Origin of the sequence: Ramlibacter sp. WS9 (assembly GCF_003797765.1) — a bacterium.
GTDB lineage: Bacteria > Pseudomonadota > Gammaproteobacteria > Burkholderiales > Burkholderiaceae_C > Ramlibacter.
The window spans coordinates 71,527-90,294 of record NZ_RKMB01000013.1 but is presented as its reverse complement, the minus strand read 5'-3'; the positions used below and the strand labels follow the sequence as shown (position 1 = coordinate 90,294).

General features: G+C 65.0%; 18 protein-coding genes. 15 read left to right on the top strand and 3 right to left on the bottom strand.

The window, feature by feature from the left end:
- The first annotated feature begins 7 nt into the window (after positions 1-7).
- Together EEB15_RS19300 and phbB are read left to right on the top strand one after the other, a co-directional pair.
- Complete coding sequence (locus EEB15_RS19300; protein WP_141511509.1) at positions 8-1,189, top strand: acetyl-CoA C-acetyltransferase; 1,182 nt, start codon at positions 8-10, stop codon at positions 1,187-1,189.
- Positions 1,190-1,225: 36 nt separating this feature from the next.
- The gene (gene phbB, locus EEB15_RS19295) at positions 1,226-1,963 is read left to right on the top strand and encodes an acetoacetyl-CoA reductase (protein ID WP_141511508.1); all 738 of its coding nucleotides are present in this window, start codon (positions 1,226-1,228) and stop codon (positions 1,961-1,963) included.
- A 57-nt stretch (positions 1,964-2,020) separates the two neighbouring features.
- On the opposite strand, the gene EEB15_RS19290 is transcribed toward phbB, so the two are convergent.
- On the bottom strand, positions 2,021-2,512 hold the full coding sequence (locus EEB15_RS19290) for an RNA-binding protein (RefSeq protein ID WP_141511507.1): 492 nt from the start codon (positions 2,510-2,512) through the stop codon (positions 2,021-2,023).
- Positions 2,513-2,600: 88 nt separating this feature from the next.
- On the opposite strand from EEB15_RS19290, the gene EEB15_RS19285 reads away from it, so the two are divergent.
- Positions 2,601-3,134 carry a septal ring lytic transglycosylase RlpA family protein gene (locus EEB15_RS19285; protein WP_199236573.1) on the top strand — a complete coding sequence of 178 codons (534 nt, stop codon included), beginning with the start codon at positions 2,601-2,603 and terminating at the stop codon, positions 3,132-3,134.
- A 20-nt stretch (positions 3,135-3,154) separates the two neighbouring features.
- On the opposite strand, the gene EEB15_RS19280 is transcribed toward EEB15_RS19285, so the two are convergent.
- Entirely contained in the window at positions 3,155-4,003 is an 849-nt protein-coding gene (locus tag EEB15_RS19280; protein ID WP_141511506.1) for a GNAT family N-acetyltransferase, read from the bottom strand.
- A 77-nt stretch (positions 4,004-4,080) separates the two neighbouring features.
- Between EEB15_RS19280 and EEB15_RS19275 the strand changes: the two genes are divergently transcribed.
- The 7 genes from EEB15_RS19275 to EEB15_RS19245 all read left to right on the top strand — a co-directional run bounded on the left by EEB15_RS19275 (position 4,081) and on the right by EEB15_RS19245 (position 11,570).
- Positions 4,081-5,076, top strand: coding sequence for a DnaJ domain-containing protein (locus EEB15_RS19275; protein WP_158290168.1), 996 nt, complete (start codon positions 4,081-4,083; stop codon positions 5,074-5,076).
- Entirely contained in the window at positions 5,073-6,068 is a 996-nt protein-coding gene (gene dusA / locus EEB15_RS19270) for a tRNA dihydrouridine(20/20a) synthase DusA (protein ID WP_141511504.1), read from the top strand. The genes EEB15_RS19275 and dusA overlap by 4 nt, the downstream gene beginning before the upstream one ends.
- A 170-nt stretch (positions 6,069-6,238) precedes the next feature.
- On the top strand, positions 6,239-8,605 hold the full coding sequence (locus EEB15_RS19265) for a bifunctional salicylyl-CoA 5-hydroxylase/oxidoreductase (RefSeq protein WP_141511503.1): 2,367 nt from the start codon (positions 6,239-6,241) through the stop codon (positions 8,603-8,605).
- Complete coding sequence (locus EEB15_RS19260; RefSeq protein WP_141511502.1) at positions 8,605-9,132, top strand: MarR family winged helix-turn-helix transcriptional regulator; 528 nt, start codon at positions 8,605-8,607, stop codon at positions 9,130-9,132. The genes EEB15_RS19265 and EEB15_RS19260 overlap by 1 nt, the downstream gene beginning before the upstream one ends.
- Positions 9,133-9,141: 9 nt before the next feature.
- Positions 9,142-10,005, top strand: coding sequence for an enoyl-CoA hydratase family protein (locus EEB15_RS19255; protein WP_141511501.1), 864 nt, complete (start codon positions 9,142-9,144; stop codon positions 10,003-10,005).
- Between the two features lie 9 nt (positions 10,006-10,014).
- Positions 10,015-11,178 (top strand): acyl-CoA dehydrogenase family protein, encoded by a 1,164-nt coding sequence (locus EEB15_RS19250; RefSeq protein ID WP_141511500.1) that lies wholly within the window; start codon positions 10,015-10,017, stop codon positions 11,176-11,178.
- A complete protein-coding gene (locus EEB15_RS19245) occupies positions 11,175-11,570 on the top strand; it encodes a RidA family protein (RefSeq protein ID WP_141511499.1) in 396 nt (131 codons plus the stop codon). Before EEB15_RS19250 ends, EEB15_RS19245 begins: the two co-directional genes overlap by 4 nt.
- Before the next feature lie 41 nt (positions 11,571-11,611).
- Here EEB15_RS19245 and EEB15_RS19240 read toward each other — a convergent pair whose 3' ends face one another.
- A complete protein-coding gene (locus EEB15_RS19240; RefSeq protein WP_141511498.1) occupies positions 11,612-12,250 on the bottom strand; it encodes a GntR family transcriptional regulator in 639 nt (212 codons plus the stop codon).
- A 133-nt stretch (positions 12,251-12,383) separates the two neighbouring features.
- On the opposite strand from EEB15_RS19240, the gene scpA reads away from it, so the two are divergent.
- The 5 genes from scpA to EEB15_RS19215 are packed head-to-tail and all read left to right on the top strand — an operon-like array spanning position 12,384 to position 18,754.
- Positions 12,384-14,573: a methylmalonyl-CoA mutase gene (scpA, locus tag EEB15_RS19235; protein WP_141511497.1), complete on the top strand. Its 2,190-nt coding sequence runs from the start codon at positions 12,384-12,386 to the stop codon at positions 14,571-14,573.
- A 58-nt stretch (positions 14,574-14,631) separates the two neighbouring features.
- Complete coding sequence (locus EEB15_RS19230) at positions 14,632-15,354, top strand: SGNH/GDSL hydrolase family protein (protein ID WP_141511496.1); 723 nt, start codon at positions 14,632-14,634, stop codon at positions 15,352-15,354.
- Entirely contained in the window at positions 15,354-16,376 is a 1,023-nt protein-coding gene (gene meaB, locus EEB15_RS19225) for a methylmalonyl Co-A mutase-associated GTPase MeaB (RefSeq protein ID WP_141511495.1), read from the top strand. Before EEB15_RS19230 ends, meaB begins: the two co-directional genes overlap by 1 nt.
- A 24-nt stretch (positions 16,377-16,400) precedes the next feature.
- The gene (locus EEB15_RS19220; RefSeq protein WP_141511494.1) at positions 16,401-17,933 is read left to right on the top strand and encodes an acyl-CoA carboxylase subunit beta; all 1,533 of its coding nucleotides are present in this window, start codon (positions 16,401-16,403) and stop codon (positions 17,931-17,933) included.
- Positions 17,934-17,935: 2 nt separating this feature from the next.
- Positions 17,936-18,754: a YdcF family protein gene (locus EEB15_RS19215; RefSeq protein WP_233259547.1), complete on the top strand. Its 819-nt coding sequence runs from the start codon at positions 17,936-17,938 to the stop codon at positions 18,752-18,754.
- The last annotated feature ends 14 nt before the right edge of the window (positions 18,755-18,768 follow it).

Genomic DNA, 18,768 nt, shown 5'->3' with positions numbered 1-18,768 from the left:
GAAAAACATGGAAGACATCGTCATCGTTTCAGCCGTCCGCACAGCCGTCGGCAAGTTCGGCGGCTCGCTCGCCAAGATCCCGGCCACCGAGCTGGGCGCGCTCGTGATCAAGGAAGCCCTGGCGCGTGCCAAGGTCGATCCCGCGCTCGTGGGTGAAGTGATCATGGGCCAGGTGCTGGCCGCAGGCGCCGGGCAAAACCCAGCGCGCCAGGCTTCGCTCAAGGCCGGCCTGCCCAAGGAAGTGCCCGCGCTGACGATCAACGCCGTCTGCGGTTCCGGCCTGAAGGCCGTGATGCTGGCCGCGCAAGCCATCGCCTGGGGCGACAGCGAGATCGTGGTGGCCGGCGGCCAGGAAAACATGAGTGCCGCGCCGCACGTGCTGCCCAACTCCCGCGACGGCCAGCGCATGGGCGACTGGAAGCTGCAGGACACGATGATCGTGGACGGCCTGTGGGACGTCTACAACCAGTACCACATGGGCGTCACGGCCGAGAACGTCGCCAAGGCGCACGACATCAGCCGCGACGCGCAGGACAAGCTTGCGCTCGGCAGCCAGCAGAAGGCCACCGCCGCGCAGGAAGCCGGCAAGTTCAAGGATGAGATCGTCACCGTGACCATCCCGCAGAAAAAGGGCGACCCGGTTCTCTTCAACGCCGACGAGTTCATCAACAAGAAGACCAGCGCCGAAGCGCTGGCCGGGCTGCGTCCCGCGTTCGACAAGGCGGGCAGCGTCACGGCCGGCAATGCCTCCGGCTTGAACGACGGCGCCGCCGCGCTCGTGCTGATGAGCGCCAAGAAAGCTGCTGAGTTGGGCCTGAAGCCCCTGGCACGCATCAAGGCCTTCGGCACCAGCGGGCTCGATCCCGCCACCATGGGCATGGGCCCGGTGCCCGCGACGCGCAAGGCACTCGAGCGCGCCGGCTGGACGGCCGCCGACGTCGACCTGTTCGAATTGAACGAAGCTTTCGCCGCGCAGGCGTGCGCCGTCAACAAGGAACTCGGCATCGACGCATCGAAGGTCAACGTGAACGGCGGCGCCATCGCCATCGGGCACCCGATCGGTGCGTCCGGCGCGCGCATCCTGGTAACGCTTCTGCACGAGATGCAACGGCGTGAAGCCAAGAAGGGCATCGCTGCCCTGTGCATCGGTGGCGGCATGGGGGTTTCCCTCGCTGTCGAACGCGCCTGAACCTGTACAACCAACAACAACCTCAAGGAGACTCGAATGAGCCAGAAAATTGCATACGTGACCGGCGGCATGGGCGGCATCGGTACCTCGATCTGCCAGCGCCTGCACAAGGAAGGCTTCAAGGTCATCGCCGGCTGCGGCCCGACGCGTGACTTCGAAAAGTGGATCGGCGAGCAAAAGGCGCTGGGCTACACCTTCTACGCATCGGTCGGCAATGTCGGCGCCTGGGAATCGACGGTCGAAGCTTTCGGCAAGGCCAAGGCCGAGCACGGCCCGATCGACGTGCTGGTGAACAACGCCGGCATCACCCGTGACCGCATGTTCATCAAGATGACGCGCGAAGACTGGGACGCCGTGATCGAGACCAACCTCAACTCGATGTTCAACGTCACCAAGCAGGTGGTGGGCGACATGGTCGAGCGGGGCTGGGGCCGCATCATCAACATCTCGTCTGTGAACGGCGAGAAGGGCCAGGCGGGCCAGACGAACTACTCCGCCGCCAAAGCCGGTATGCACGGCTTCAGCATGGCGCTGGCGCAAGAGCTGGCGAACAAGGGCGTGACCGTCAACACCGTGAGCCCCGGCTACATCGGCACCGACATGGTCAAGGCGATTCGTCCCGACGTGCTGGACAAGATCGTCGCGACGATCCCGGTCAAGCGCCTGGGCCAGCCGGAAGAGATCGCCTCGATCATCGCGTGGCTGGCTTCGGAAGAGGGCGGCTATGCGACCGGTGCCGACTTCTCTGTGAACGGCGGCCTGCACATGGGCTGACGCGCGAAGCGCGCCTCAATGACAAAGCCCGCCATCGGCGGGCTTTGTCTTGTCCATTTACTCCACCAAATCCTCGATCACGAGGTGCCGGTACTTCTGGCCGTAAGAGATCGGCGCGTCTTTCAGCACCTCCATGATGTGCCCGGTTTCTTTGCCGGTTGGTGCATGGATCATGAGTGCGCAATGGCCCTGGCTGGCAAGCTGGGCAAAGTGGCGGACCGTGTCGGCCTCGGTTCCCGCCGAGGGCAGCGGGATGTCGGCATTGCCCACCGTGCGGGCGACCTTCTCCTGGATGTCTTGCGAGGTCAAGAGCGAGATCGATTCGCCACTGTAGCCATCCTCCTCGAGCGCATGCTCGGCGTTCCGGGCGTCCTGTTCAGTCGGGAACATGAGGAACATGTAGCCGGTGGGGTAGAACACGCCGCGCATCGTCAGCATGTTGGGTTCAAGCGCAAAAGGCTTCATATCGGCTCCTTCGAGTTGTGAACCAATGTACGGCGCACGGCTGGGCCCGCCTGTCAGCGGCTTCTCGTTGGGCTTGTAGGACACGCTGCCGTTGGGTGCCTGCCGGATACCGCTGGCAAATCGGGGCGCGCTTGCGTACATTCGCCCCACAAACCGTCTAAAGGATGCGCACTTGATTTCGGAACGGCCCCGTCAACACATTCCCGCCTGGACGGTGGTGGCTGCATTGAGCCTTGTCAGCGGATGCGCAACGACGCCTCCAAGCGGTCGCCCGGTATACGAAGAGCCAGCTGTTGCACCGCCAGCTTTTGCACCGAAAAAGTCAGCTGCAGCACCGAAAGAACCTCCTGTTGCCCCGACAGAGTCTGCTGTCGGACTGGAAGAGGCAGCTGCTGCGCCGACCAGGCCGCCGGCCGCCGTGATTGGCCGCGGCAAAGCCTCTTGGTATGGACCACGCTTCCACCGCAAGCGCACGGCGAACGGTGAGCGTTTCGACATGAACGAATTGACGGCGGCGCATCGGACGCTCCCGTTTGGCTCGCTTGTGCGCGTGCGCAACCTTCAAAACGGCCTGGAGGTGGTCGTGCGCATCAACGACCGCGGCCCTTGGTTCCGCAATCGCATCATTGACCTCAGCAAGGCAGCGGCCGCAGCGCTCAATTTATTGGTGGAGGGCGAGGCCTTGGTCATCCTGACCGAGCCTTGACGAAGCCTGAACGGCGCGGTTCAGCCCAACTCAAAACTCGTGATCCCGTAGAGGCCTTGCATGTTCAGGGCCGGCGGCCGGCCCGTGTACATGCGCGCGGTCTCGAACACGATGCGCATGTCGTGGCGCTTCGCGAGCGCCACTGCAGCTGCGTTGACCTCCGGCAGATCGAGATAGATTGATTCGTCTGCGCTCGCCTGGGAACACAGTGCGAGGAACAGTCCCTCCGCGATATGTTCTCGTTCTGCGAATAGCGGCCCGATCTTCCAGCCGCTGCGGCAGCGGCGGACCACCCCGTAGCCTTGCAGCCGGCCATCCTCGATCCAGCCGCGCGCCGCGGCGTCAGGCTGCGTGAGCCAAGCCCGAAGGAAGGCCGTCCGCTCGGCGGGGAAGTACGCCTTGTCGAATGTGCAAACGGTGGACAAGGGCAGGCGGGCGAGGTCGACGACTCGCGCGTCATCGGGCGCGGGCGTTCCGCCGCGTCCCTCATAACGCACGTTGCGCCAGGCCAGCTCGAACCCCGACTTCCGGTAATTGGCCTGCTGCGCAACGACGCCGTCGAGCCCGACCTGCCGACCCGCGGCGGAAGCCATCCCGTGCTCCCACAGTGCCCAGCCCAAGCCGCGGCCGCGCCATTCCGGCCGCACGATGTACAGGCCCAGGAATGCGAAGCCGGGTTCGTACTTGACCACGGAGATCGAGGCCGCCGCCTCGCCATTGCGCGTGCCCACGAAGAAGCCTTGCGGGTCGGCGGCGCGAAAGGTCTCGGCGTCGTGCAGGCCGGGGTTCCAGCCTTCTTCGGCGGCCCACTCGATCGCGAGCGCGACCTCGTCGCGGCTCATTGTTCGAGTGACGTAGCCTGTTTCCATGTCGCCATCCTAAATCCCCGTCTTCCCCTCGTAACGCCGCTATTATGGTGCGCTGCAACATACGCACGTTGAGGTTTATGCACGTCGAAGACCCCTACCACGATCTCGGTCTGCGCCCCGATTCGACCGATGAAGAGGTGAAGGCCGCCTGGCGCCGGCTCTCCGCGCAGTGGCATCCCGATCGCAACAAAAGTCCCCACGCGCTGCGCAATATCCAGCGCATCAACCGCGCGCTGGAGGAGATTCGCAGGGCCCGCAAGAACCCAGAGGCCGGCGCGGACGAAACCTCTACGCCGGCCGCTCCTGCGGCGCAACACGTTGTGCACCTCACGCTCGAAGAGGTGGTCACCGGCTGCACGAAGGAAGTGCGCGGCGAGCTGGTCGAGGATTGCAGCGACTGCGCAGGTTCCGGGTTGCAGCCCCATGCGAGCCAATGCAAGGAGTGCGATGGCTCAGGCCTCATCCGGCAGGGTCTCTGGTTCGGGTGGGTCTCTCAGACCGTGGAATGCAGCGCGTGCCAGGGGCAGGGCACGACGCGTCCAGCATGCGCAGCCTGTGGTGCCAGCGGCAAGGCTCTCGCGATCAAGTACGCCTGCCGGGCCAAGGTCGCACCGGGTGCCCGTGCCGGCGACATGTTGGACGTCAGCGCGCGCGTACAGGGCCGCAAGCGCACGCTGGCCCTGCGGCTGCGCGTGGAGTTGCATCCACACGACCTCTTCACGGCCGATGCCGACGGGACACTGAACTGCGTCATGCCCGTCGACGGCTTTGCCTGGATGGCCAATCGATGGATCGAAGTGCCCACGCCGCGCGGACTGCAGCAAATGAAGCTGCGGCGCGACGCCTTGGGCTATCGCATCAAGGGCGCGGGCCTGCCCTGGGGCAGCGAAGGGAGAACAGGCGATTGCATCGTCACCGTGGTGCCGTTGTTTCCGGAGGTGCTGAGCCCCGAGCAGGAAGCCGCGGTCGATCTGCTGGTCAAGAGCAACTCCGGCGCGGCTGGAACAGCGGCGGGTGCTCGGACCGCGGAGTGGAGGCGGCTTCTGGAAAAGTGGCAGAGTCGAGCTTTATGAAGCAACAAGATGGACGATGGCGCATGAGCGTCGCACCGATGATGGACTGGACCGACCGCCATTGCCGCTACTTCCATCGACTGCTGAGCCGCCACGCGCTGCTGTACACCGAGATGGTGACGACCGGCGCCTTGGTGCACGGCAATGTGCCGCGCCACCTCGACTTCAGCGCGGAAGAACATCCGGTGGCGTTGCAACTCGGTGGCAGCGACGCGGATGAGCTCGCCTTCAGCGCCCGCCTGGGCGCGCAATGGGGTTACGACGAGATCAACCTCAACTGCGGCTGCCCGAGTGAGCGGGTGCAGCGCGGCTCGTTCGGCGCCTGCCTCATGTCCGAGCCGAAGCTCGTGGCCGACTGCGTCAAGGCGATGGTGGATGTGGTCGACGTTCCCGTGACCGTGAAGCACCGCATCGGCATCGACAAGGACGAGAGCTACGAGTTCGTGCGGGACTTCGTGGGCACGGTGAGCGAGGCGGGTTGCAAGGTTTTCCTCGTTCATGCGCGCAATGCCTGGCTCAAGGGCCTGTCGCCGAAGGAAAACCGCGAGGTCCCGCCGTTGCGCTACGAGACGGTGCGACGCCTCAAGCAGGATTTTCCGGATCTGCTGTTTGCCGTGAACGGCGGCATCACGACCCTTCAGCAGGTGACTGAGCAATTGGCGGTGGTCGATGGGGTGATGGTCGGCCGGGAGGCGTATCACAACCCCTGGTGGCTTTCGCAGTGGGACGCGCAGTTCTACGGGGAGCCCGAGGCTGGCCTTACCCGCGAATCGGTCGAGCAGCAGATGACGGAGTACATGGTTCGGGAACAGAAGGAACGCGGTACGCCCTGGAGTTCGATTGCCCGCCACATGCTGGGCTTGCGCAACGGCCTGCCGGGGGCGCGCCGCTGGCGTCAGGTCTGGAGCGATCACAAGCTCAAGGAGTTGCATCCACGCGACGTGATGGCGCTGGCGCACAGGACAGTGGATACGCGCGCGGCGGCGCTTTGAGTCCGCGACCGCTTGCCGCCAGCTTCGTGACCGGCACCACTCTGGATCTCAACGGTGGGCGCTTGATGCGCTGAATCGGTGCTTGCACTGCCACGGTGCCTGACGCTAAAATACTTTAACTCTAAACAAATTAGAAATAAAGTAAATCCGATGCAAGCTGGAGAACGCGCATGAACATCGTCTGCATCGGCGGCGGCCCCGCCGGCCTCTATTTCGCGCTGCTGATGAAGCAGCAGGACCCGTCGCACGAGATCACGGTGGTCGAGCGCAACCGGCCATACGACACCTTTGGCTGGGGCGTGGTGTTCTCCGACCAGACGCTGGGCAACCTGCAGCAGGCCGACCCGCCCACGGCGGCGCTGATCCTGGATGCCTTCAGCCATTGGGACGACATCGAGGTCAACATCCGCGGCCACAAGATCGTCTCGGGCGGCCATGGCTTTTGCGGCATCGGCCGCAAGCGTCTGCTCAACATCCTGCAGCGGCGCTGCGAGGACCTGGGCGTGAAGCTGGTGTTCGAGACCGACGCGCAAAGCGACGCGGACTATCCGGATGCCGACCTCATCATCGCCAGCGATGGCCTGAACAGCCGCATCCGCACCCAGCATGCCGCGAGTTACCAGCCCGACATCGACATGCGCAAGTGCCGGTTCGTCTGGCTGGGCACGAACAAGCTGTTCGAGGCCTTCACCTTCGCGTTCGAAGAGACCGAGCACGGCTGGTTTCAGGCGCACGCCTACCGGTTCGATGCCGAAACCTCCACCTTCATCGTCGAAGCGCCGGAAGACGTGTGGCTGAAGGCCGGCCTGGACAAGATGGAGAAGGAAGACGCCATCGCATTCTGCGAGAAGCTGTTTGCCAAGTATCTGGACGGCCACAAGCTGATGTCCAATGCCAGCCACCTGCGCGGCTCCGCGCAGTGGATCAAGTTTCCGCGCGTGGTCTGCGAGCATTGGGTGCACAACGGCGGCGCCGACGGCATGACACCGGTGGTGCTGATGGGCGACGCGGCGCATACGGCGCATTTCTCCATCGGCTCGGGCACCAAGCTGGCGCTGGAAGACTCGATCGAGCTGGCGCGCTGCATCGGCAAGCGGCCCGGTGACCTGGGCGCCGCGCTGCAGGACTACGAGGCCGTGCGCAGCATCGAGGTGCTGAAGATCCAGAACGCCGCCCGCAACTCCACGGAGTGGTTCGAGAACGTCAAGCGCTACGTGAACCTGCCGCCGGAGCAGTTCGCCTATTCGCTGCTCACGCGCAGCCAGCGCATCAGCCACGAGAACCTGCGGCTGCGCGACAAGGGTTATGTGGAGCGCTACGAGGACTGGATCGCCGAGAAGGCGGGCGCGTACCGCGCGCCGGCGCAGTCTCCGATCCCGCCGATGTTCACGCCCTTCACGCTGCGCGGCGTCACATTGAAGAACCGCGTCGTGGTTTCGCCTATGGCGCAGTACTCCTGCATCGACGGCTTGCCGGCCGACTACCACCTGGTGCACCTGGGCGCTCGCGCCACGGGTGGTGCCGGCATGGTAGTGGCTGAGATGACCTGCCCGACGCCCGATGCCCGCATCACACCCGGTTGCCCCGGCCTGTGGAGCGAGGCGCAGCGCGATGGCTGGAAGCGGATCGTCGACTTCGTGCACGTCAACAGCGACGCGAAGATCGCCATGCAGCTCGGGCATGCGGGCGCCAAGGGTTCGACCCGTGTGCCGTGGGAAGGCGAGGACCAACCTCTCGCACAGGACAACTGGGCGCTGATTTCCGCGTCGCCGCAGCAGTACCTGGACGGCGTGAGCGACTGGTCGCGCGCGATGACTCGCGCCGACATGGACCGCGTGCGCAATGATTTCGTCCACAGCACGCGCCTGGCCGCCGAGGCCGGCTTCGATTGGCTCGAACTGCATTGCGCGCACGGCTACCTCTTGTCCAGCTTCATCTCGCCGCTGACCAATCTGCGCACCGACGAGTACGGCGGCTCGCTGGAGAATCGTCTGCGCTACCCGCTGGAGGTGTTCCATGCGATGCGGGCGGTGTGGCCCGAGCAGCTGCCGGTGTCAGTGCGGATTTCGGCGCACGACTGGGTCGAGGGTGGCATTTCGCCCGACGACGCGGTGGAGATCGCCCGGGCTTTCAAAGCCGCGGGCGCCGACATGATCGATTGCTCGTCCGGCCAGGTGAGCAAGAAGCAGAAGCCGGTCTACGGCCGTATGTATCAGACGCCGTTTGCCGACCGTATCCGCAACGAGGCCGGTATTGCGACCATCGCCGTCGGCGCGATCTCCGAGGCCGACCACGTCAACAGCATCATCGCCGCCGGCCGTGCCGACCTGTGCGCGATCGCGCGCCCGCACCTGGCCAATCCGTCGTGGACACTGCTCGAAGCCGCCAAGATCGGCTACCTGGACGTGGCATGGCCGAAGCAATACCGATCGGCCAAGACGCAGCTCGAACGCAACCTCGAGCGCGAGCGCAGCATAGCAGCGCAAGCCGGCGGCCTGTCGGCCATCGAGCAGGCCAACCGCGCGTTGGGGGTTTGATGAAAGGCTCGTTACTTGACGCCTCCTACCGCGCGCTCGACGCGGCTCACGAACTCGGGCACGAGGCCAGGGCGCAAGGCGCGGACCACGCGACACTGAAGCTGTGGCTGCGCATGCTGTCCTGCGTGACCGAGATCGAGGCCGAAATCCGCGGCCGCCTGCGCGAACGCTTCGGTATCTCGCTGGGGCGCTTCGACTACCTCGCCCAGCTGCACCGGCATGCCGAAGGGCTCAAGATGAGCGAGTTGTCGCGGCACCTGATGGTGACCGGCGGCAACGTCACCACGTTGACCGACGACCTGGAGCGCGAAGGATTGGTCGCGCGCGAAAGCTGCCCGACCGACCGCCGCGCGTGGATCGTGCGCCTGACGCCGCAGGGGCGCCGCGGCTTCGAGACCATGGCGAGCGAACATGAACAATGGATTTTGGAGCTGTTCGGCGGGCTGGATGCCAGGACCGTGCAGCAATTGCACCAACAGTTGGGCGCGCTGCGCATGCACGTGGTGCTGAACGAGACATCCGCTTAAGGAGACCCCATGAACGAGAACGACACTTCCCGCATCGACCCAGGCCTCTTGGCCGGCAACCGCAAACAGCTGGCCGGCTACCGCGCCACGCATTTCCTCTGGGAAGTCAAGGACGCGGTCGCCACCATCACCCTCAACCGGCCGGAGCGCAAGAACCCGCTGACGTTCGAGTCGTATGCGGAATTGCGCGACCTGTTCGGCCAACTGAAATACGCGACCGACGTGCATGCGGTGGTGGTGGTAGGTGCCGGCGACAACTTCTGCTCCGGCGGCGACGTGCACGAGATCATCGGTCCGCTGGTCAAGCTGAAGGCACCCGAGCTGCTGATGTTCACCCGCATGACCGGCGACCTGGTCAAGACGATGCGGGCCTGCCCGCAACCGATTGTGGCCGCGATCGACGGCGTGTGCGCCGGCGCCGGTGCCATCGTGGCGATGGCCTCTGACTTGCGCCTGGGCACTGTGCGGAGCAAGACGGCGTTTCTCTTCAACCGCGTGGGCCTCGCGGGCTGCGACATGGGCGCCTGCGCCATGTTGCCGCGCATCATCGGCCAGGGCCGCGCCAGTGAGCTGCTCTACACCGGGCGCTCGCTCGGCGGCGAGGAGGGCGAACGCTGGGGATTTTTCAACCGGCTGTGCGCGCCCGAGACCGTGCTGTCCGAAGCCCAGGCACTGGCGCGTGACCTGGCGCAAGGCCCGACTTTTGCCAATGGCATCACCAAGACCATGCTGCACCAGGAATGGGCCATGACCATCGAGCAGGCGATCGAAGCCGAGGCGCAAGCCCAGGCGATCTGCATGATGACCGAGGACTTCACGCGCGCTTACGACGCCTTCGTGGCGAAGAGCAAGCCACGTTTCGAGGGCAACTGAGAGCTGAACATGAGCGATAGCCAATACCTGGCCTGGCCGTTCTTCGAGGAGCGGCATCGCGCGCTGGCCCGCGAACTGGAAGCCTGGGCTGCTGCGAATGTGCCGCACGACCACAGTGCCGACGTCGATACCGAATGCCGGACTCTCGTGCGTTCGCTGGGTGCGGCCGGCTGGCTCAAGCACGCCGTCGGTGGCAAGCCATACGGCGCGGCAGACGCCATCGACACGCGTGCGATCTGCCTGATCCGCGAAACCCTGGCGCGGCACAGCGGCCTGGCGGATTTCGCCTTCGCGATGCAAGGACTGGGCTCGGGTGCGATCAGTTTGCAGGGCACGCCGGAGCAGAAGGAGCGCTATCTTTCGCGCGTGGTTAGCGGTGAGGCCATCGCGGCCTTCGCGCTGTCGGAGCCGAATGCGGGCTCCGACGTCGCTGCGATGCAGTGCAGCGCGCACGTGGAAGGCGACGTGGCCATCCTCAACGGCGAAAAGACCTGGATCTCCAACGGCGGCATCGCCGACTTCTACGTCGTGTTCTGCCGCACCGGTGAGGCACCGGGTGCGCGCGGCATCTCCGCGTTCATCGTCGATGCCGGCACGCCGGGCTTCGAGATCGCCGAGCGCATCGACGTGATCGCGCCGCACCCGCTGGCGCGCCTGCGCTTCACCGACTGCCGCGTGCCCCTGACCCAACGCGTGGGCGAGGCGGGCGAGGGCTTCAAGGTGGCGATGCGCACGCTGGATGTGTTCCGCACGTCGGTCGCCGGCGCCGCGCTCGGCTTCGCGCGACGGGCGATGGACGAAGCGCTGCAGCGCGCCACCACGCGCAAGATGTTCAATCAGGTGCTGGCGGACTTCCAGCTCACGCAGGCCAAGCTGGCGCAGATGGCGACCACGATCGACAGTTCGGCACTGCTGATCTACCGCGCTGCGTGGCAGCGCGACCAGGGAAAGAGCGTGACGAAGGAAGCGGCGATGGCCAAGCTCACCGCCACCGAAGGCGCGCAGCAAGTCATCGACGCCGCCGTGCAGATGTTCGGCGGGCAGGGCGTGGTGAGCGGCGAAACGGTCGAGCGGCTGTATCGCGAGATCCGCTCTCTCAGAATTTACGAAGGCGCGACGGAAGTGCAACAGCTCATCATCGGGCGCGAACTACTCAAGGAAATGAAGGCATGACCAGTGAAGTGATCCTCCCGGCCGGATGGCCGCGCCCCAAGGGCTATTCGAACGGCGTCGTCGCCAGCGGCCGCATGCTGTTCATCGCCGGCATGATCGGATGGGATTCGCAGGGGCAGTTCCACACCGACGATTTCGCGGCGCAGGCCCGCCAGGCGTTGCAGAACATCGCGGACGTGCTGCGCGAAGCCGGCGGCAAGCCGGAACACATCGTGCGCATGACGTGGTACGTGACCGACAAGCGCGAGTACATGGCCGCTGCCAGGGAAATTGGCCAGGCGTTTCGCGAAATCATCGGCTCCTATAACGCAGCGATGACGGCCGTGGAAGTGAAGGCGCTGATCGAAGACCGCGCGAAGGTGGAGATCGAGGCGACGGCCGTGTTGCCCTGAGCCTTCTCGGGTCGGCCGCCTTGGCCGACTCGCGTCACGGGCTATGCCGCCGCTTCGAGCCCGTTGCTGAAGTGCTCCTGCATCCTGCGCACGGCGCCCTTTGCGTCGCGGTGCGCCAGCGCCTCCATGATGGCCCGGTGCTCCAGCATCGACTCCTTCACTCGCCCTGACTTGAGCAGCGAGTTGTGGCGATTGAGCTTCATCACTTTGCGCAGGTCCGCCACCATCTGATCGCGCCAGCGATTGCCCGCGATCTCCAGCAGGCGCATGTGGAAGCGCTCGTTGATGGTGAAGAACTTGTCGCGGTTGCCGGCGGCGGCTTCGAGCTGCTTGTGGAGTGCCTGCAGGTCAGCGATCTCTGCGTCCGTGGCGCGCTCGGCCACCACGCCGGCAGCGTCGCTTTCCAGCAGTGAAAGCAGGTGGTAGACATCGGTCAGGTCTTTCTCCGATACCTCGGTCACATAGGCGCCACGGCGCACTTTCATCGTGACCAGGCCTTCCGCCGCCAGCACCTTGAGCGCCTCGCGCAGCGGGGTGCGGCTGATGCCGTATTCCTCGGCGAGCTTCATCTCGTCGATCCAGCTGCCGGGCTCCAGCTCGCGCTTGAAGATGCGCTGGCGCAGCAGTTCGGCAACCTCCTGGTAGAGGGCGCGGGGGGCGAGTGAGACGGCAGCGGCCATGGCAGTGATTTTAGGGGTAACTCAATTCTTTATCAATAATTATGAATGATGTAAGATACGGGTAAACGCGCACAGTTGCACTTGAACCGTGGCCCTTGATACTTGCCAAGCCGCGACCAACCGGAACCGACCCATGAGCCAGCCCGACCCCGAATTCGCGCCTACCAATCTCGAAGCCTGGGCGCTGGCCGCCGCCAAGTCAGCGCCGGGCGGTGACCTCAATCGCCTGAGCTGGGTCACGCCCGATGGCATCGAAGTGAAGCCGTTGTACACGGCGCGCGACGTCGAGGGCTTGGCCTACACGGATACCTTGCCCGGCTTCGAGCCGTACCTGCGCGGCCCGCAGGCGACGATGTACGCGGCCCGTCCGTGGACCATCCGGCAGTACGCGGGCTTCTCAACGGCCGAGGAATCGAATGCCTTCTATCGCAAGGGCCTGGCGGGCGGCGGGCAGGGCGTGTCGGTGGCGTTCGACCTGGCCACGCACCGCGGCTACGACAGCGACCACCCGCGCGTGACCGGCGACGTCGGCAAGGCCGGTGTCGCGATTGACTCCGTGGAGGACATGAAGATCCTGTTCGACGGCATCCCGCTCGACAAGGTCTCGGTCTCCATGACCATGAACGGCGCCGTGCTGCCGGTGCTGGCGGGCTACGTCGTCGCGGCCGAAGAGCAGGGCGTGTCGCAGGACAAATTGAGCGGGACCATCCAGAACGACATCCTCAAGGAGTTCATGGTCCGCAACACGTACATCTACCCGCCCAAACCGAGCATGCGGATCATCGGCGACATCATCGAGTACACGGCGAAGAACATGCCGAAGTTCAACTCGATTTCGATCTCGGGCTATCACATGCAAGAGGCGGGCGCAAACCAGGCGCTGGAACTGGCCTTCACCCTGGCGGACGGCAAAGAGTACGTGAAGACGGCGCTGGCCAAGGGCCTGGATGTGGACGAGTTCGCCGGCCGGCTCTCGTTCTTCTGGGCGATCGGCATGAACTTCTACCTGGAAGTGGCCAAGATGCGCGCCGCGCGCTTGCTGTGGTGCCGGATCATGAAGGGCTTCAACGCCAAGAGCCCGAAGAGCCTGATGTTGCGCACGCATTGCCAGACCTCGGGTTGGTCGCTGACCGAGCAGGACCCGTACAACAACGTGGTGCGCACCACCATCGAGGCCATGGCGGCGGTGTTCGGCGGCACGCAGTCGCTGCACACCAATTCCCTGGACGAGGCCATCGCGCTGCCAACGGCTTTTTCCTCGCGCATCGCTCGCAACACCCAGCTGATCATCCAGGAAGAAACCCACATCACCAACGTGATCGACCCCTGGGCCGGCAGCTACATGATGGAGAAGCTGACGCAAGACATGGCCGACGCGGCCTGGAAGATCATCGAGGAAGTGGAAGCCATGGGCGGCATGGTGCGCGCCGTCGACTCCGGTTGGGCCAAGTTGAAGATCGAGGCGGCAGCCGCCGAGAAGCAGGCGCGCATCGACTCGGGCCGCGACGTGATCGTGGGCGTCAACAAGTACCGGCTGGACAAGGAAGACAAGCATGACATCCTGGAGGTCGACAATGTCATGGTGCGTGACCAGCAGATCGCGCGGCTGAAGTCCATCCGGACCAAGCGTGATGCGGCGAAGGTGCAGGCCGCGCTGGACGCGCTGACGGCGGCGGCCGAGAAGGGAGCATCAGGAAGCGACGCTCAAGGCGCCGCGGGCAACCTGCTCGACCTGAGCATTCAGGCCGTGCGCCTGCGCGCCACGGTGGGTGAGGTGTCCGATGCATTGGAGAAAGTTTTTGGGCGCCATCGCGCCGATACGCAAAAGGTGACCGGTGTGTATGCAGCTGCTTACGACTCGGCCGAGGGCTGGGACAAACTGAAGTCCGAGATCGCGGGCTTTGCCGAGGAGCAGGGCCGCCGCCCGCGCGTGATGATCTCGAAGCTGGGCCAGGACGGCCATGACCGCGGCGCGAAGGTCGTGGCCACGGCCTTCGCCGACCTGGGTTTCGACGTGGACATGGGCCCCTTGTTCCAGACGCCGGAAGAGTGCGCGCGCCAAGCCATCGAAAACGACGTGCACGCTGTCGGTGTGTCCACCCTGGCGGCGGGCCACAAGACGCTTGTTCCCGCGATCATCGAAGAGCTGAAGAAGCAGGGCGCGGACGACATCATCGTCTTCGTCGGCGGCGTGGTGCCGCAGCAGGACTACGAGTTCCTCTACAACGCCGGCGTGAAAGGCATCTACGGCCCTGGCACGCCGATCCCCGCGAGCGCCAAGGACGTGCTCGAACAAATCCGGAAGGCGCTGGCGGCCAAATGAGGTTCGCGCAGCGCTTCTTTCACCCTCTCCCTCTGGGAGAGGGCCGGGGTGAGGGCGCATGAGCGTCGGAATCTTCGCCGCGAAAATCGCGCTCGGCCCGGTGCTGTTGCCGCAGGCCCGTTGGCTGCGGCGCACGGCGCTGCGTTTGCCCGAGGCCGCGGGGCCGCGGCAGGGCCAGGTGGGCGAGGGCGAGACGGTCTTGCGCGTGCTCGTGGTCGGAGATTCCGCGGCCGCGGGTGTGGGCGTGACGGACCAGACGCAGGCACTCACCATGCAGCTTGCACACGCGCTTTCCGACGCGTTGCGCGGCGCTATCGGCTGGCAACTGGTTGCGCAGTCGGGTATCAATACCGCGGAATGCAGGGCACTGGCCGCGCAGGCGAACCTGCAGGCGGCGGACGTGGTTGTGACCGTGCTCGGCGTCAACGATGTGAGTTCGCAGACGACGGCCTCGCGTTTTGCGCAGGGGCTTTCGCTGCTCTGGGCAGACCTGCAGCAGCGCACGGGCGCGCAACGGCTGGTGGTCTGCGGCGTTCCTCCGATGCATCTCTTCCCGGCGATTCCCCAGCCGCTGCGCTGGTACCTGGGCCGGTATGCCATGTGGCTCGACCGGGCCGGCCAGCGTTGGACCGAGCAGGAGCGCCTGGGCTATTGCCCTGTCGACTGGCCGGCGGATGACGGATTCGTGGCGGCCGACGGCTTCCATCCCGGCGCGGCGTTGTATCCGTTGTGGGCGCAGCGGTTGGCGGGCCTGATTGCTGGCCAGAGGGTCCCGTCGTGATGAACCTGGCCGAACAAGTGCTGGGTTCGCCAGGCGCGGCGCAACGCCGAGCCATCGCCAAGGCCATCACGTTGCTGGAGTCCACGCGGGCCGACCACCGGCTGCGCGCCGATGAGTTGCTCACCGCGATCCTCCCGCACGCCGGCAAGTCTTTCCGGCTCGGCATCAGCGGCGTTCCGGGCGTGGGCAAGAGCACGTTCATCGAAGCGCTGGGCTTGTATCTCATCGCAAAGGGCCATCGCGTCGCGGTGCTCACCATCGATCCCTCGAGCACGGTGTCCGGCGGTTCCATCCTGGGCGACAAGACGCGCATGGAGAAGCTCTCGGTGCACGAGATGGCCTACATCCGGCCCAGCCCCTCCAGCGGGACGCTGGGTGGCGTGGCCGAGAAGACGCGTGAGGCCATGCTGGTGTGCGAGGCGGCGGGCTACGACATCGTCATCGTCGAAACCGTGGGAGTGGGCCAGAGCGAAACCGCCGTGGCCGGCATGACCGACATGTTCGCGCTGATGCAACTGCCCAATGCGGGCGACGATTTGCAGGCGATCAAGAAGGGCGTGATGGAGCTGGCGGACCTGGTGGTGATCAACAAGGCCGATCTGGATGCGGATGCGGCGACTCGGGCGCAGGCGCAGATTACGAGTGCACTGCGTTTGTTCGGGCAGCACGGCCATCCGGGCCATGCGCATCATGACCAGAAGATTTGGCATCCCACCGTCATCCAGCTGAGTGCCCTGCTGGGCCAGGGTGTAGACCGGTTCTGGGACGAGGTCGAGAAGTTCAAGACACTGCAAACTTCGAATGGGCAACTGGCCGCACGGCGCCGGCACCAGGCGCTGGCCTGGATGTGGGAGCGGATCGAAGCCGGACTGAGGCAGAACTTTCGCAGCGACCCGCAGGTGCGCGAATTGCTGCCCGGGTTGATGAAACAGGTCGAACAGGGGAAGCTGGCGTCGTCGACAGCCGCCAGGCAACTGCTCGATATGCACAAACACATGGATGCCGGATCAAGTCCGGCATGACAGGAACGGTACGGAGAACATCAAATGCACGACATCCTCGACCAACTTGAAAAGAAGCGCGCGGCGGCACGCCTGGGCGGCGGTCAAAAGCGCATCGACGCCCAGCACAAGAAGGGCAAACTGACGGCGCGCGAACGCCTGGAACTGCTGCTGGACGAGGGCACCTTCGAAGAATGGGACATGTTCGTCGAACACCGCTGCACCGACTTCGGCATGGAGAACAACAAGGTTCCAGGCGACGGCGTCGTGACGGGCTACGGGATGATCAACGGCCGCCTGGTCTTCGTCTTCAGCCAGGATTTCACGGTGTTCGGCGGCGCGCTGTCGGAAGCCCATGCCGAGAAGATCTGCAAGGTGATGGACCAGGCCATGAAAGTCGGCGCACCGGTCATCGGCCTGAACGACTCGGGCGGTGCGCGCATCCAGGAAGGCGTGGCATCGCTGGGCGGGTACGCCGATGTCTTCCAGCGGAACGTCATGGCCTCGGGCGTGGTGCCGCAGATCAGCATGATCATGGGTCCTTGCGCGGGCGGCGCCGTGTATTCACCCGCCATGACCGACTTCATCTTCATGGTGAAGGACAGCTCGTACATGTTCGTGACGGGGCCGGAAGTGGTGAAGACCGTGACGCACGAGGAAGTGACGGCGGAAGAACTGGGCGGCGCGATCTCGCACACCACACGCAGCGGCGTGGCCGACCTGGCGTTCGACAACGACGTCGAGGCGCTGCTGATGCTGCGGCGCCTGTACAACTACCTTCCGCTCAACAACCGCGAGAAGGCGCCCGTGCGTCCCAGCAAGGACCCGGCGGATCGCATGGACCTGTCGTTGGACACGCTGGTGCCGGACAACGCCAACAAGCCCTACGACATGAAGGAGCTGATCGCCAAGACGGTGGACGACGGCGACTTCTTCGAGATCCAGCCCGAGTACGCCAAGAACATCATCGTGGGCTTCGGCCGCATGGAAGGCCAGACCGTGGGCATCGTCGCCAACCAGCCGCTGGTGCTGGCGGGCTGCCTGGACATCAAGAGCTCGATCAAGGCCGCGCGCTTCGTGCGCTTCTGCGATGCGTTCAACATCCCCGTCATCACCTTCGTCGACGTCCCGGGCTTCATGCCGGGGACCAGCCAGGAGTACGGCGGCATCATCAAGCACGGTGCCAAACTGCTATACGCGTACGCCGAGTGCACGGTGCCGAAGATCACCGTCATCACCCGCAAGGCTTACGGCGGCGCGTATGACGTGATGAGCTCCAAACACCTGCGCGGCGACGTGAACTTTGCTTGGCCGAACGCCGAGATCGCAGTGATGGGCGCCAAGGGCGCGGTGGAAATCATCTTCCGTGAAGACAAAGGCGACCCGGCCAAACTTGCCGCCAAAGAGGCCGAGTACAAGGCCCGCTTCGCCAACCCGTTCGTGGCGGGTGCCCGCGGCTTCATCGACGATGTGATCCTTCCGCATGAAACGCGCAAGCGCATTTGCCGCTCGCTCATCATGCTGCGCGACAAGAAGCTGGAGAACCCGTGGCGCAAGCACGGGAACATCCCCCTGTAGAAATGGCCCACCCCCGAAGCGCCTTCGGCGATGCCCCCGTGAAGACACGTCTGATGGAGAAGATGGCTTGCCTCTTCGCGGGCGTGCTGCTGATCGCCGACGCGATCTTCCTGATGTCTCTCGGCGTGTTCAGCGTGGGTGTGATGCTGCCGCTGGCGATGGGCTTGACGCTGCTGGGCCTGGGTCTGCGATGGACTGCGATGCAGCAATGGCTGGCTGCGCGGCGGCGCCGCCGCATCGCGTGGCGGTGGGCGTGGGCAGCGTTGACGGCCTGGGCCGTGACGGTGGTGATGTTCTGGTCTGTATTGGCCCGCGCCGGAAGCGACTCGACCGGTGCGCCGGCGCCCGCGGCCATCGTCGTGCTCGGCTCCGGCACGCCCAATGGAAAAGCTTCACCCGTCCTCTCAGCCCGGCTCGACCTGGCGTTGAAGCAAGCGGCGCTCTATCCGCAGGCCATCGTGGTGGTGAGTGGCGGGGTGGACTTCGGGCAGACCCGCAGCGAGGCCGCGATCATGGGCGACTACCTGCGTAGCGCAGGTCTCGGCGCGGAGCGCATCGTGCAGGAAGAGCGAAGCACGAGCACTGAAGAGAACCTGCTGTTTACCAAGCCTTTATTGGAGCAGCGTGGGCTGACGCTGCAAGGCCCGGTGCAACTGGTCACCAGCGACTTCCACACGCTGCGCGCGGGCTGGATTGCACGCAGCGCCGGCTACCAGCAGGTTTCCATGGCCGGGGCGCCGACGCCTCTGTACGTTCGCTACAACGCGTGGCTGCGCGAGTATTTCGCGGTGCTGCTCGGGTTTGTGCGGCGCGAGTTCTAGAAAAGAAGACAACC